Origin of the sequence: Brevibacillus reuszeri, assembly GCF_001187725.1 — a bacterium.
GTDB classification, from domain to species: Bacteria; Bacillota; Bacilli; order Brevibacillales; family Brevibacillaceae; genus Brevibacillus; species Brevibacillus reuszeri.
The window spans coordinates 609,353-622,157 of record NZ_LGIQ01000007.1 but is presented as its reverse complement, the minus strand read 5'-3'; the positions used below and the strand labels follow the sequence as shown (position 1 = coordinate 622,157).

The 12,805-nt window shown below is 43.1% G+C and carries 15 protein-coding genes; 3 read left to right on the top strand and 12 right to left on the bottom strand.

Annotation, left to right across the window (positions count from 1 at the left end; all coding sequences use genetic code 11):
• Window positions 1-145: 145 nt before the first annotated feature.
• The 7 genes from ADS79_RS12720 to ADS79_RS12690 form a co-directional block, all read right to left on the bottom strand.
• Window positions 146-1,204: a hypothetical protein gene (locus ADS79_RS12720; protein ID WP_049738756.1), complete on the bottom strand. Its 1,059-nt coding sequence runs from the start codon at window positions 1,202-1,204 to the stop codon at window positions 146-148.
• A gap of 41 nt (window positions 1,205-1,245) precedes the next feature.
• The gene (locus ADS79_RS12715) at window positions 1,246-2,139 is read right to left on the bottom strand and encodes an AlbA family DNA-binding domain-containing protein (RefSeq protein ID WP_049738755.1); all 894 of its coding nucleotides are present in this window, start codon (window positions 2,137-2,139) and stop codon (window positions 1,246-1,248) included.
• A gap of 172 nt (window positions 2,140-2,311) precedes the next feature.
• Window positions 2,312-2,647 carry an SCP2 sterol-binding domain-containing protein gene (locus ADS79_RS12710; protein ID WP_236699965.1) on the bottom strand — a complete coding sequence of 112 codons (336 nt, stop codon included), beginning with the start codon at window positions 2,645-2,647 and terminating at the stop codon, window positions 2,312-2,314.
• Window positions 2,648-2,804: 157 nt separating this feature from the next.
• Complete coding sequence (locus ADS79_RS12705; RefSeq protein ID WP_049738754.1) at window positions 2,805-3,119, bottom strand: YbjQ family protein; 315 nt, start codon at window positions 3,117-3,119, stop codon at window positions 2,805-2,807.
• A 153-nt stretch (window positions 3,120-3,272) separates the two neighbouring features.
• A complete protein-coding gene (locus ADS79_RS12700) occupies window positions 3,273-4,085 on the bottom strand; it encodes a diguanylate cyclase domain-containing protein (protein WP_049738753.1) in 813 nt (270 codons plus the stop codon).
• A complete protein-coding gene (locus tag ADS79_RS12695) occupies window positions 4,082-4,438 on the bottom strand; it encodes a hypothetical protein (protein WP_049738752.1) in 357 nt (118 codons plus the stop codon). The genes ADS79_RS12700 and ADS79_RS12695 overlap by 4 nt, the downstream gene beginning before the upstream one ends.
• 30 nt (window positions 4,439-4,468) lie before the next feature.
• Window positions 4,469-5,191 carry an EAL domain-containing protein gene (locus tag ADS79_RS12690; protein ID WP_049739083.1) on the bottom strand — a complete coding sequence of 241 codons (723 nt, stop codon included), beginning with the start codon at window positions 5,189-5,191 and terminating at the stop codon, window positions 4,469-4,471.
• Window positions 5,192-5,660: 469 nt separating this feature from the next.
• Between ADS79_RS12690 and ADS79_RS34345 the strand changes: the two genes are divergently transcribed.
• Window positions 5,661-5,966, top strand: coding sequence for a protease inhibitor I42 family protein (locus tag ADS79_RS34345; RefSeq protein WP_084765832.1), 306 nt, complete (start codon window positions 5,661-5,663; stop codon window positions 5,964-5,966).
• 26 nt (window positions 5,967-5,992) lie between these two features.
• On the opposite strand, the gene ADS79_RS12685 is transcribed toward ADS79_RS34345, so the two are convergent.
• The 3 genes from ADS79_RS12685 to ADS79_RS12675 form a co-directional block, all read right to left on the bottom strand.
• Window positions 5,993-7,534, bottom strand: a complete 1,542-nt coding sequence (locus tag ADS79_RS12685; RefSeq protein ID WP_049738751.1) for a YifB family Mg chelatase-like AAA ATPase — start codon at window positions 7,532-7,534, stop codon at window positions 5,993-5,995.
• Window positions 7,535-7,613: 79 nt separating this feature from the next.
• Complete coding sequence (locus ADS79_RS36095; RefSeq protein WP_236699964.1) at window positions 7,614-8,402, bottom strand: barstar family protein; 789 nt, start codon at window positions 8,400-8,402, stop codon at window positions 7,614-7,616.
• 83 nt (window positions 8,403-8,485) lie between these two features.
• The gene (locus ADS79_RS12675) at window positions 8,486-8,929 is read right to left on the bottom strand and encodes an SUKH-3 domain-containing protein (protein WP_049738750.1); all 444 of its coding nucleotides are present in this window, start codon (window positions 8,927-8,929) and stop codon (window positions 8,486-8,488) included.
• 94 nt (window positions 8,930-9,023) lie between these two features.
• Here ADS79_RS12675 and ADS79_RS12670 point away from each other — a divergent pair, with 94 nt between their 5' ends.
• Both ADS79_RS12670 and ADS79_RS12665 read left to right on the top strand, forming a co-directional pair.
• The gene (locus ADS79_RS12670) at window positions 9,024-9,332 is read left to right on the top strand and encodes a hypothetical protein (protein WP_049738749.1); all 309 of its coding nucleotides are present in this window, start codon (window positions 9,024-9,026) and stop codon (window positions 9,330-9,332) included.
• A gap of 9 nt (window positions 9,333-9,341) precedes the next feature.
• On the top strand, window positions 9,342-9,746 hold the full coding sequence (locus tag ADS79_RS12665) for a hypothetical protein (protein WP_049738748.1): 405 nt from the start codon (window positions 9,342-9,344) through the stop codon (window positions 9,744-9,746).
• Between the two features lie 47 nt (window positions 9,747-9,793).
• On the opposite strand, the gene lspA is transcribed toward ADS79_RS12665, so the two are convergent.
• Complete coding sequence (lspA, locus tag ADS79_RS12660) at window positions 9,794-10,243, bottom strand: signal peptidase II (protein ID WP_049738747.1); 450 nt, start codon at window positions 10,241-10,243, stop codon at window positions 9,794-9,796.
• 161 nt (window positions 10,244-10,404) lie between these two features.
• Window positions 10,405-12,504, bottom strand: a complete 2,100-nt coding sequence (locus ADS79_RS12655) for an Ig-like domain-containing protein (RefSeq protein ID WP_141261010.1) — start codon at window positions 12,502-12,504, stop codon at window positions 10,405-10,407.
• Window positions 12,505-12,805 lie beyond the last annotated feature (301 nt).

Genomic DNA, 12,805 nt, shown 5'->3' with positions numbered 1-12,805 from the left:
CCGGTATGAAGACTTCTCGTCTCCCCCAGTCTTAAAGCACCACTATCAGTGCAACGTTACTATTCTACGACAAAAAATGCAAAAGTGGTAGTGATATGTTGTCTTTATCCTGACCATTAAAGACAAAGTTCATCAATGAAAACACTTACTTTCGAAGGTTTTCAAACAATTTCCACACGTTTTGCGCTAGTTCATCGTGAGCATACCATGATTGATCCAGCTTAAAATAACGAGGATAGAAGACCACTGAGCGCTCTGTTCCATTCAACAAAAATTTTAACTGATACTGTTCTTTGCCCGGAGCTTGAGGTGCATTTTCTAATCGCGTTCCTTTTTGTAGCAAACGAACAATCTGATGGGCAATTCCTTGTTCAACCGTCGTTTGGGTAGCATCTAGCTCGCGATCTTCCCCAGTCATTTCTCCTGTTGCTACCAAGTGTATTCGCGAACTCTTAAATAATCGGTCTATGGAGTGCTCCTCTGTCTCACTCGGAGGAAGCAGTGCTGTCATCCGCGAAAATAATTGCCCTTCCACGTGAAAATAATGCTTCTCCCTGCCAAAAGGTACGGAAATCACCGTAGGAGTCAATACGGTTACCTCAAGCGGCTTTTGTGTCGAGCCAACACGAATTTTGTAAGTAGGGAAAAGAGGAAACTGCTTGGTAATTTTGTCTGTTTCGGGAACTGCTGTGCTTAAAACATTTCGGATGTACTCAAGCTCAGTCCCTGACAAAACGATCGTTTTGGACAGGTCTTCTGCAGACAAAAGTCCATTCTCAAACTTTTGGGCGAGTAGCCCTTTGCCTGTTTGCTTATGAATCCACTGATAAAAATAGATAGCACCATTTCCTCGATATGTACTTTCTCCAAACTGGCTCGCTTTTTCTCCTACAGTTACGACGAGTGGTGCTGATTGCTTGCGATATAAAACAAGTGTAAAACGTACATCCTCCTGCTTTAACGGCTCCGCTGAAAGCTGGAGGTCCTGCCCCTGTGTAGGCAGCTCTTTCAGAAATACTGGCAAGTCCAGCGCAACCTCTTGCCCGTCTGTAGACATAACGGTTACTTTTTCAACGCCACCCAGCTCGGTTTCCATACGATCTCTCATGTCAGTCTCACTAACCTTGCTTCCTTGCGCGCATCCAGTCATTACCATGCTTGCCACCAAAAGACTAAGCAGATAGGCACGTAAAGACGATTTCATGCAGCAACCTCCTTCGTGTATGCAATCCAAGCACGATTCTGCTACAGAAGCCCCAATCGACGGCTGATTTCACTGCCCAGTTTTCGTTTTACATAGATTTCTCCAATTTGATGAGGGTCCTTGACCACGACCGAGCGATTGTTCGTGCGAATAACCACGTACTTTTCCCCGTTCTTGTCCAATCCGCAAATCAATTCGGATGCAACCTCCACAAAAATAGCAACTACATATTTCCCCTGGACTTTTTGCAAGGTAATTTTGGGAAATGGCGTAAGCAATGGCACCGTTTTATCCTGTATGTATTGCGTGATTGCCAGGATATACTTATCGGGATCGCCGTAATGCTCTACTTCATGATCAACACCACTGATTGTTCCCTCATCCGTAATTCCGAGAAAAAGATTTCCGTTATTCGAATTGGCGAAGGCGACAATCGACTTGATAATCCCTGTTTTGGATAACAAAAAGTCACGCTTGAATTCAATCATGTCATTTTCACCTAGTTGTGTCGCTACGAGTGGATCGTCGACACGACCTAGGTACCGAAATCTGCTTATGGCTCCCAAGCGGTAAACATATTCTTCAAATAGATCAGCTGACAAGGAAATATCTTCCAAAACCGCATCGGTATTTTGCCAGAGCTTATACGTTTGCGGCGCAAAGCACATATCAAAAACGACGTTACTTCCCAAAGAGCGAATGTTCATCCCGATCGCAGCAGGTTGTGCAGCGACTGGTTGATAAGGTGGGTCACATTCTACTTCTAATACACCTGAATGAAATAAATAATCAAAATAATGGCGTGGTAAGGTTGCCCGCTGTTTTAATAGCTCTCGTACTGGTTTAGACCTTTGGCTCTCCTGGTAAAAGTCAAAACGCACAGATTGTTCTTCCAGTTGAATTACGGCAGCTACAAATGAACAAATATGGCGCATGATTCCCCTCGTTCTTTTGATTTAGTCACTTGTCATTCATTGGTCATATTTTAACGCAACCCTTTAGGAATTGACCAGTTATTTCTCAATAATGATGGGTCTAATGGTATATGTAACCATTCCTATTCGCCCTCTTTTTGGCCTACTACCAGCTCCTTTTTTGAAAAGAAGTCTATATTTGAAAGGTATGCAGGAGCGTCTGGAGTTTGATAGAAAATAACATATCTCCCTTTATTTTTACTTTTCCAGTGATCATAGAAGCAGCCGGATTTAAATGCCCATTCAACCATTTGAGCAGATCCACATCGGAGAGCTCGACAATGCATTTTGATTGACAGGTGAACCCTTTATTGTAAACGGCTTGATCGTTAGCAAAGATGATCTCGTACTCTCCCTCTTCTTCCCCATTCAGAAAAAAGTGATATACGGCTTCAAATCCAGCGACTGCAGTAGGCTTTGCATTTATGTTCGTAATAAATTTCGATAAAGCAGCTTCAACCTCAGACACCCAAACACCCTGCTTTCATACTTTTGCAAACATGCCTTTATATTTTGGAACCATATTTTTGGGTTCTCTGTACATGTGACGTCCTCAACCTATCTTATCACTTTTCTTTACCATCGTTTCAGCTTGTATAAAAAAAGAAAGCCGGTTTTATCCCGGCTTACTTCACACGTACGGCTGTACCTGTTGCAATGACCATCATCATTCCCTCACGCAAGGTTTCAAAATCCAAATCCACGCCAACAACGGCATTTGCACCAAGTGAACGAGCTTTTTCTTTCATTTCACGGATCGCCATTTCTCGTCCTTCTGCAAGCTTACTCTCGTAAGTACCGCTTCGTCCTCCGATAATGTCAGTAATTCCTGCAAGAAAGTCACGAACGACGTTTGCTCCCATAATGACTTCTCCGCTAACTATATCCAAATAAGCTTCAATCTCTTTTCCTTGCAATGTATTTGTCGTTGTTACGATCATCACGATTGCCTCCTGTACTTCAAATTGTGCTTGCTTCTATAAGTATTACGACTGAAGAAGAATCAGGTTGCAGGATACGATAAGGATCGTATTCTCAGCATTCAGTGTATGCATGAAGACAAGCGCCTATTCCTGTACGAGCAACAGGTGATTTTACGTAGGAAGTGAAGAATAATCATTGTGCAATTTTGCCGCTGATGATTCCAAACTCGCTTTTTCCATTAGATCTCGCAAGGAGTGCGAAAAAAAATCCGGCTCCTCGTAGCCATTCACATGGCCGACTGCAGCGGAAATCTTGACATTTCGTATATGAGTAGGTTGTGTCAGTAGAGAAATCCCTCTCTGAATCTGTTCCTCTTCTGCTGTCGAGATCATCACAAATTCATCCCCGGCATAACGACATAAATGATCGCCTTGCTCAGACGCCAACGAAGCGAGTACGGAGGAATATCTGCGGATCACATCATCACCGAACGGGTGTCCATGCAGCTTGTTAATTTGACCAAAATCATTCAAATCTATGAAAAGTAAATGAAAGGGAATGCTCTCTTTCAAAAACTGCTCACCTATATACTGAATGTATGGTGCTTCATATAGCCCTGTCAGCGGATCAACGTACTCAGCTATTTTCATTCGAACTGCTTCTTTTGTAAGCAGTCCGATTAATTGCTCTCCATTCATAATGAGAGCCACATCCCTGTTTTTCTCCTGAAGATAGGAATGTGCCTCCCATACTGTTAAATCGGCGGACAAACAACTCGGATGATCACTCATGGCGTCTGCTACGATTCGATTTGGATGAGCGGACAAAACATCGCGGGAGGTTACGACCCCCATAACGACTCCGTGATCTATGACAACTAGCCAGCGAGTGTTGCTTTCATTCATCTGCTCCGCCGCGTACGAAACACTCTTACCAGAGGTAATGGTGTTAATGGATGTTGTCATGATTTCGGAGATGTTCATAACAAATCCACCTCTCGTTGAATGGAAACGGCTATTTTCAATTCGGAACGAAGCACCATGGAATCACTAATCATGCGCTCCGATTCCTCAAGGACAATTTTCATCAGCAATTTCTCATCCAGCATTTGCAGAAGCGTATTCCGCAGAAGAACCGCCTCAATTTTGGGATGATCCATCTTAATAAGTGTAAACTGCTCCGGTGAAAGGGCTTCTGCCATTCTTCTCACTGCTTCCGGACCAATCGGTGCTTTTCTTCCAATAATGAGCATGTCTTGCATCGGTGGAACTTCAAATTCAGATATTTTAAGAGAAAGAGTAGCCTTTCTAGAATAAACATTCTTTTCACTGCTCATATGTATACCTCCACATTCTACACTTGCCCCTTAATCGTCCAATAAGCTACCTGGCTTCCCAAACAGGTATCCTTGACCGATTACGACACCAAGTAAAGAAGCACAAACAAAGTCCTCTTCTTCTTCTACACCTTCAAGAATTAGCTGTGAATCATTCTGGCAAAATTCCACAAATAGTTTTACGGTTTCCTGCTTGTCCGTAGAGGTAGACAGCTCATGGGAGAAAAATCGATCAATTTTTATGTAATCCGGTGAGATATCTACAATTTTACGAAACGTGTTCATTCCTTCCCCTACATCATCCAACGCAATCAAAAAGCCTCTTTCTTTTAGGTCAGCAATTCTCTCTTTGAATATTGGATCGTGCCATACTTCCCCTTCCATGATCGATTCATTAATTTCCAAAACGATCTGCTCCAGATAGGGCGAATACTCACGACTGACTTCTTCAATAAAGAGTGGAAAGGATAAGTCTGTAATTGTCGAAGGGAATATATTGACAAACAACAGATCTCTATCTTTTTTTGTTGACTGATGAAAAAAGGTAGAAAGGGCATAATGCAGCGATTGCGTATCGAGTTCTCGTAATTTCTTTCTTTCCTTTGCCAGTTGAAATAAGATCTCAGGGTTTACTCCTGCCTTACTCCTAAGTAATACCTCATACCCGATTCTCTTTCTTTCGGGGAGGTGGCAAATGGGTTGAAATGCATGGTAGTATTCTCTTTTTTCAAATAGCTCCGCAATGCTCTCCATCAGTTTTCCTTTCCCTTTCCTAGCAATTAATGACACAAAGAAAAAGCTTCTCCCAATTGAAGAGGAGCAAATTACCGCCGCTTGCCCCATGGAGAGTGCTGGAAAACGCCAACACGCGAATGCAAAAAAATTACCATACCGGGTAGTACTAATTGTTTTTCTCTCATTGGTTTTTTAGGTAAAATTGATTACTCATTAGTGGCTCTTAATCGACATTTTATGTCTTTATCCCTATTCATTCGCTAATTTTTTGCAAATTCCTTTCCATATCATACTATTTCATCATAAAAAATTGGAAGTTTGGCAAATGATTTTTGCTGTTAACCATTAGTAAAAAATTCTAAAGTATCACATAATTTTTATGCCGTACCCTTTATTGAATGAGGCACCCCTTTTCCTCGTTTTACATATCGTATCCTGGAGTTTCCATCATGAATGAATACATGTAACAGAAAGGAGTCGATAAAGCATGAATGTATCTACCTCCTCTCTCCATGTTTCGCCAGGACCTTCCTTTTCCATATCACTTGAGGCAAATGCGTCTACCGGATATCAGTGGCTATTATCAAATCCACTAGATTCGAGGTATCTCGAGCTTGTATCCACGCATTACGAGCCTGCTCCTCCACCGGCTCGAATTGGTCAAAGCGGAACGCAAGTCTTTACCTTCCAGCCTTTGCACTCTGGTATTACTTCTATCGCCCTAAAGTATTGTCGTCCATGGGATGAGAGTGATTGCGCCAGTTTACGGTTTTACGCCGTAACGCTTGCCTGAAAAAATACTGTCGAAGCGAGCAGGTGCTAAAAAGTGAGTGCTCTGTCCAACGCACGATAGCGAATAGCCTCTGCGACATGCTCAGTGGCAATCGCTTCTGCCCCCTCCAAATCGGCGATCGTCCTCGCTACCTTCACAATGCGGTCGTACGCACGGGCACTTAGTCCCAACGTCTCAAACGCAAGCTGCAGCATTTCCTGCCCTTCCCTATCCAGACGGGCAAATCGCCGAAGCTCCTCACCATTCATCACACTGTTGAAAGGACAGCTTGCGCGGTAACGATACCGCTCCCATTGAATACTCCTGGCTTGTTCTACCCGTCTCCGAATCATTTCGGAGGATTCTTCAGCTGTTCGCTTGTGAAGCAGATTTACGGGAACTCTCGGTACTTCGAGATGCAGATCGATCCGATCGAGTAGTGGGCCTGAGAGCTTGGAGCGGTATTTGTGGATTTGCTGCGGTGTGCAGGAGCAGACTTGCTGGTCACGGGTACCCAAAAATCCGCAAGGGCAGGGATTGCATGATCCAATGAGGAGAAAACGGGAGGGAAAGGTAAACACCTGCTTGGCTCGCCCAATCGTAACAACCCCCGCCTCAATCGGTTGACGCAATACTTCCAGCACATGACGTGAAAACTCGGGCATTTCGTCTAAAAAGAGAATGCCACCGTGGGACAAGCTGCACTCCCCTGGCCGTGGAATTTGGGGACCTCCCCCGATCAGTGCTGTTGCTGTAATCGTGTGGTGTGGAGAACGAAATGGCCTTTGCTCGATGAGTCCACCCGCTCGTGTGAGGTGACCCGCAATACTGTAGATTTTCGTCACTTCATAGGATTCATCTATCGTCATCTGCGGCATGATCCCAGGCAAGCAGGTAGCCAGCAACGTTTTCCCTGAGCCAGGTGGACCGACTAAGAGCACGTTATGGAAACCAGCAGCAGCAATTTCTAAACCCCGCTTTACAAAATGCTGTCCGTATACATCCGCAAAATCTGCGGTGCTATTTTGTTGGTAGGAAGGAAGTAGATTCGCCCGGCTGGCTTCTTCCTTTTCTTGAGGTATGAGCCCATTAGTCCAATAGTGCACGGCTTCTCTCATGGAAGCAGCTGGTAACACGATTACATCGACGAGACTCGCTTCGGCAGCGTTTTGGGTAGGAAGAATCACATGGGTGAAGCCTGCTGCTTTTGCTTCCAGCAGAATCGGCAGCACGCCTGTAACTGGTCGCAATGAGCCATCCAGTGCCAGTTCACCTAGAATGAGAACTCGTTCTGTTTTTATGGGTATTTGTTTCGATGCGAGGAGAATGCCAAAAGCAATTGCGAGGTCGAAGCCTGAGCCTTCCTTACGCTGGTCGGCAGGAGCCAGGTTTACGGTAATTCGCTGCATGGGGTAATCAAAGCCAGCGTTTCGCAAGGCGGCACGAACACGATCTCTGGCTTCTTTGACTGCAGAACCGCCAAGACCAACTAAATCGAACTGGGGCAAGCCGTTGGCGATATCTGTTTCTACGGTAACGACCATGCCGTCGATACCAAAGACGGTGCCGGAGTGACTGGATGCGTACATATCTCTTCCCCCTTTTAACTAAGGGTAGGAAAAGATAGTGGTGGTGGGCAAGTTTTGTTGGGGAATCATTACATTATTTCTATTCATACTTCACAAGAAAATTTTCGCTGCCATAACGAACAGAATAGTCAGTGAGGATTTTTCTTAATGTCTTTGCTTCTTCAGGAAAGCGTTCATCCAACACGCTCCATCCGGATATTGTTATTTTTCTTGGCAACTTGACCATACCTGTTATTGCATCCCAAAACGCATTCCAATTCATTCCATACATATCTGGAAGATCAAGCTGTCGCTTCAGGACCAAATGTAGATCCAATGGAGCAAATACCCTGGAAACATCTATTACAATTGATTCCTTCCTAGGTACAAACTCTGTCATTTTGGGTTCATTAGGACTTAGATTCAGATTGAAAAGGTAAACATACTCAAGATGTTTATTTAAAAAATGATCTAGTTCTATCTTTGAACGATCAACCTCGCCATAACCATCCACTGCACTCTCAAGGTTCGCTGCAATTTCATATAGATAACTTTTCCACTCATGATCCGAATCAACGTAATGCGATAGCCTGTAAAAATATTCACATACTTCATACAGTGTAATTTGTTTGATTCTATAACTTTGATTGAGAATTCCAACTACCGTTTTTAAGGCTATGTCTGTTTCCTGATATGTAATGAGCTCACGTAACAATCGAAGAATATCTGTTTCTTTTTTTGCTATCGATAGATCATAAATGATTTCTGGTATATCAGGTGCCTCTAAACGATCGATTATGGTGTCTGCCCATGCTTTGATCTGATCAATGGAATATAAACCTATGGTAAATGAAATGTAGCATACTGTTGCCTCAAAACTAATTTTCAATTCTATCACCACCAAATTCATAAAGATAATGTCTGACGGTACCCCTTGTCACATCTGTCTGTTAGCAGTCCACATCGCAAGCTTCACTCCACTTCCTCTGTTCGTTTGAAAAGACACAGCGTCTCTATCGCTTCGTAGAGGGTATCCCCGAATTTGACGAGACAATACCCCATCTCGCCATACACTTTCCCGGACTCGGACATAAACATATTCATATACCGGTACGCTTCACCAATCGCAATTAAAGGTTCCTGCACTCTTCTCTCAATATCCTCAAAATCTTCTTTGTCGTAGTAATCCCCGTATACCTCCATCGTGCGAAAATGAAACGACTCATCACTTCCGTCTGGACGTTTATACAAGCACTCAAGTCCCCCGTATTCTGCAAGTGCCTCGATTACACATGGAAATACCTGATAGCCTTTTGATTCTAAAAATGTAACGGTATCGCTAATATCGATCTCTCTTCCTTCGTACCATCCCGCTTTTGCTAAAATATTTATTGTTTGCTCAGAGAAAACGTGCAAGGACAAGACCTCCCATTTACAATATTTCTTCAAAAACTCAGATCGAATAGGTAGAATAAGGAAAGGAATCGAAATTATCGCAGGATGTGGTAGCATGCTTTTTTCTGTAGGAAAGGATCATTTGGTGATACGGCACGACAATGAAGCTGAGATTCTGATCGAATGGGAAGATATTTACGTTGTCTCTTACTATCAGATAGATTGTATCAACTCCGTTCTTGGTTATCTGGCATTTGATTTGACGTATGGAGAGACTATCGAGATTAATGATAACGTAGAGAACTGGGAACAGGTAGTAGAGGATTTAGAGAAGTATCTCCCCTCTCAAGTAAATGACTGGAGAGCTTCACTTCGCAACTGGTCCATTCATGACGACGAGCTACTTATTTACCAAAAAGAGTGAGGGATCTTCATGCGCATCTTTGAAAAAATCTCTTTTTACAGTGATCTTGATCTTATTGAACTATCTCAAAAACTAGAACGCTGCTTGGCACTATCCCCTTTTGAATATGACGCGGAAAATGAAAACAGATGGTCATGGACCTACGATCAAGATCACATTCAAGTAAATATATCGTGGCCCTATCTTTCGTACAAGCTTCAGGAATGGGATCAGTCAGTACCTGATAGATGCAACTACACTATGATTCTCATGAGTGACAGTCCACACGTAAATGACGACACGGATAAATATGGGGAAGCATTCGTGCTTTCATCCTTATTGCCTACCTACATGTCCACTCTGCACGAGCTCGCTTGCCATGTATATTATCATGCTGGGAATCATCATCAGGCATATTTGGCAAAGCACCGATAATTGCGAAAAGACTAGAAGGACAACCATCAGTGAATGAGGGCTGTCCTTTATTTTCTCTTAAAACGTCTTACGTACCCAACACCAGCGTCTAAAAACAGGAGCACGATCCCTATATTTATCGCATGATCTGCGAGGTTCAAAATACCATTGCCAGATGAAGACACTAAAAAATCCGTTACTCGTCCAAAAAGAATCCGATCAATTGCATTACCAACTGCCCCTCCTACTAAAAAGCCAAGACCGGCCTCCATCAAGAACCGCTTCTCTCCTGCTTTCTTCCGATAGTAGAAAACGCCCATTACAAATAACACAGCAGCTACTGCAAACAAGCGAGCATATCCCTGGAACAAACTAAAAGCCATGCCTGCATTTTCATAATGGGTGAGGAGAAAGCCCCATACATGCAAGGTCTCTCCAACAGGAAGGTAGAGTCGGATCAAGTACTTTGCAAGCTGATCCGCTATTACCACCAAAATCGAGATGAGGTAAAAAATCATAAGCTGCCCTTCTTCCGAGTAGGTTTCTCGTTTCTTCTCCCTACTTTATCGTGATGCACTCCATTTGACCATCTCATAACTCTCTGGGCAGTTACATGAAAAAGAAGCCCACAGAATCAGCTGGATGTGATCCCATGGGCTTCTCGCGCTTGAATATGGTGTTATTCTACCTCTACTTTGATTTTTACTTTTTCACCCTTGTACTCAGCAGTGATCGTCGCAGTACCTCTCGCTTTTGCAGTTACACGACCATTTTCGTTTACAGTAGCTACAGAGGTTTTGGAAGAGCTCCATTCAGCCTTGGAACCAGGGAGTGATTTGTTGTTGTAGAGGAGCTCGATTGTTTCTTTGTCTCCTTTACTGAGCGTCAAGCTGGTCACGTCAGCTTCCAAAGAATCAGAGCTAGAACCTTTGCCATCTACATTGACCTCAATTTCAACCTCTTCGCCTTTGTACTTGGCTGTGATAGTCGCTGTTCCTTTCGCTTTTGCTGTAACTACTCCGTCATCATTTACAGATGCAACCGAAGATTTCGATGTACTCCAGGAAGCTTTGCTACCAGTAAGAGAGCTGCCATCATATTTCAATTTGATCGTTTCTTTATCGCCCTTGCTCAAGTTCAATTTGCTCTTCGATGCCTCGAGCATGTCAGAGGAGCCCGCTCCATCAACGATTACCTCGATTTTTACAGACTCAGATTTATACGTAGCAGTGATGGTTGCTGTCCCTTTGGCTTTCGCTGTAACCACTCCGTCATCTACTGTTGCAACAGATGATTTCGAAGTTTTCCATGTTGCTTTTGATCCTGAGATTTTATCGCCATCATAGGTTAAACGGATCGTTTCTTTTTTTCCTTTTTTCAAGTTGAGTTTGGTCTCATCTGCTTCGAGTCCGTCAGAGGAATCACCTGTATCGACTTTTACCTCAATTTTTACAGATTCAGATTTATACGATGCAGTGATGGTTGCTGTTCCTTTGCCTTTTGCTGTAATTACTCCGTCATCTACTGTTGCAATAGATGAATTCGACGTTTTCCAAGTCGCTTTTGATCCGGAGATGCTGTCGCCATCATAGGTTAGACGGATCGTTTCTTTTTTTCCTTTTTTCAAGCTTATTTTGGTCTCATCTGCTTCAAGTCCGTCAGAGGAATCAGCTGTATCGACTTTTACCTCAATTTTTACGGATTCAGATTTATACGATGCGGTGATGGTTGCTGTTCCTTTGCCTTTCGCTGTAATTACTCCGTCATCTACTGTTGCAACAGATGAATTCGACGTTTTCCATGTCGCTTTTGATCCAGAGATGCCGTCGCCATTATACATTAACCGAATCGTTTCTTTCTTCCCTTTTTTCAAATTGACTTTCGTCTCATCTGCTTTAAGCTTGCTCTTGGTATCCTTGTCATCAACGGTTACTTCAATATCTACCTTGGAGCCTTTGTACTCGGCTCTGATCTTCGTTGTTCCTTTATTATTGGCAGTAATGACTCCATCGTTTACAGTAGCCACTGCCGTATTGAACGTTTTCCAGGTTGCTTTTGACCCCGCGATTTTATCTCCGTCATACGTTAAGGTGATGGTTTCTTTATCACCGGAGCTCATCGAGAGTTTTGTATCACTTGCCTTCAAATCCTCTGAAGAACTGGCATTCACTTTCACTGTAATCTTGACAGATTGACCATTGTATTTTGCGGTAATGGTTGCTGTTCCTGAAGAGTTGGCTGTAATGACACCATTTCTAACGGTTGCCACAGCTGTATTGGAAGTCGTCCATGTTGCATCGTAGCCAGAAATCGTTTTGTTGTTATACTTGAGCGTAATCGTTTTGTCATCGCCTTTTTTCATGGAGATGCTGTCGGTATCTGCCTTGAGGCTTCCCTCTTTTGAGACATTGACGATAATATAGACATAGTCATCGTCATAGGAGGCGATGATGTAAGCCGTTCCAGAGTCTTTTGCAGTGATAACACCGTTCTTTACAGATGCAATCGAAGAATCAGTGGTATCCCAATCAGCTCGTGAATTGTCAAGTGTACGACCATTGTACGTAAGTTTAATGGTTTCCGAATCACCAGACGAAAGCTTAATCTCTGAATACTCTGTTTGAAGTCCTTCAGCAAAAGCTTTTACAACCATGCTAGAAGCTCCAACCGTGATGGGATTCACAGTTTGTGCGGACGCAAAGCCTGTCGCAGAAAACTGTACAGTGAAGATAGTTGCAACCGCCAAAGTGACGTTTTTCATTAACGTGTTTTTCTTCATATTTACCTCCAAATGGATTCCTATATTTACTTTGACGAACGAAATGGAAAAATGTCACATGGAAATCCAAGTTTTTTTGAAAAACATTTGTTTTATTTATCGGCAAATGTTTGATTACTATTTAGTTTCCTTTACAAAAAAAAACCTCCCAGCCACAATGCTGGAAGGCAAATGTTGATGCTTGGAGGAGTTTCATCGCGTCGAGTACAGTACATCATACGCCGCTTGCAAGGCGGTTGCTGTAGACGTATCCCCAATAAACGGATACTCCTGCGCCCTTTTTTATTGATGATGCTTCTTC

Bases quoted from the DNA above. Each gene is read 5' to 3' on its own strand.
- ADS79_RS12685 (WP_049738751.1), bottom strand. From the start codon at position 7,534: ATGTACGCATCCAGTCACTCCGGCACCGTCTTTGGTATCGACGGCATG.
- ADS79_RS12655 (WP_141261010.1), bottom strand. From the start codon at position 12,504: ATGAAGAAAAACACGTTAATGAAAAACGTCACTTTGGCGGTTGCAACT.
- ADS79_RS12670 (WP_049738749.1), top strand. From the start codon at position 9,024: ATGCTTTTTTCTGTAGGAAAGGATCATTTGGTGATACGGCACGACAAT.
- ADS79_RS12715 (WP_049738755.1), bottom strand. From the start codon at position 2,139: ATGCGCCATATTTGTTCATTTGTAGCTGCCGTAATTCAACTGGAAGAA.
- ADS79_RS12720 (WP_049738756.1), bottom strand. From the start codon at position 1,204: ATGAAATCGTCTTTACGTGCCTATCTGCTTAGTCTTTTGGTGGCAAGC.
- ADS79_RS12705 (WP_049738754.1), bottom strand. From the start codon at position 3,119: ATGATCGTAACAACGACAAATACATTGCAAGGAAAAGAGATTGAAGCT.
- ADS79_RS12695 (WP_049738752.1), bottom strand. From the start codon at position 4,438: ATGAGCAGTGAAAAGAATGTTTATTCTAGAAAGGCTACTCTTTCTCTT.
- ADS79_RS34345 (WP_084765832.1), top strand. From the start codon at position 5,661: ATGAATGTATCTACCTCCTCTCTCCATGTTTCGCCAGGACCTTCCTTT.
- ADS79_RS12665 (WP_049738748.1), top strand. From the start codon at position 9,342: ATGCGCATCTTTGAAAAAATCTCTTTTTACAGTGATCTTGATCTTATT.
- ADS79_RS12690 (WP_049739083.1), bottom strand. From the start codon at position 5,191: ATGGAGAGCATTGCGGAGCTATTTGAAAAAAGAGAATACTACCATGCA.
- lspA (WP_049738747.1), bottom strand. From the start codon at position 10,243: ATGATTTTTTACCTCATCTCGATTTTGGTGGTAATAGCGGATCAGCTT.
- ADS79_RS12700 (WP_049738753.1), bottom strand. From the start codon at position 4,085: ATGAACATCTCCGAAATCATGACAACATCCATTAACACCATTACCTCT.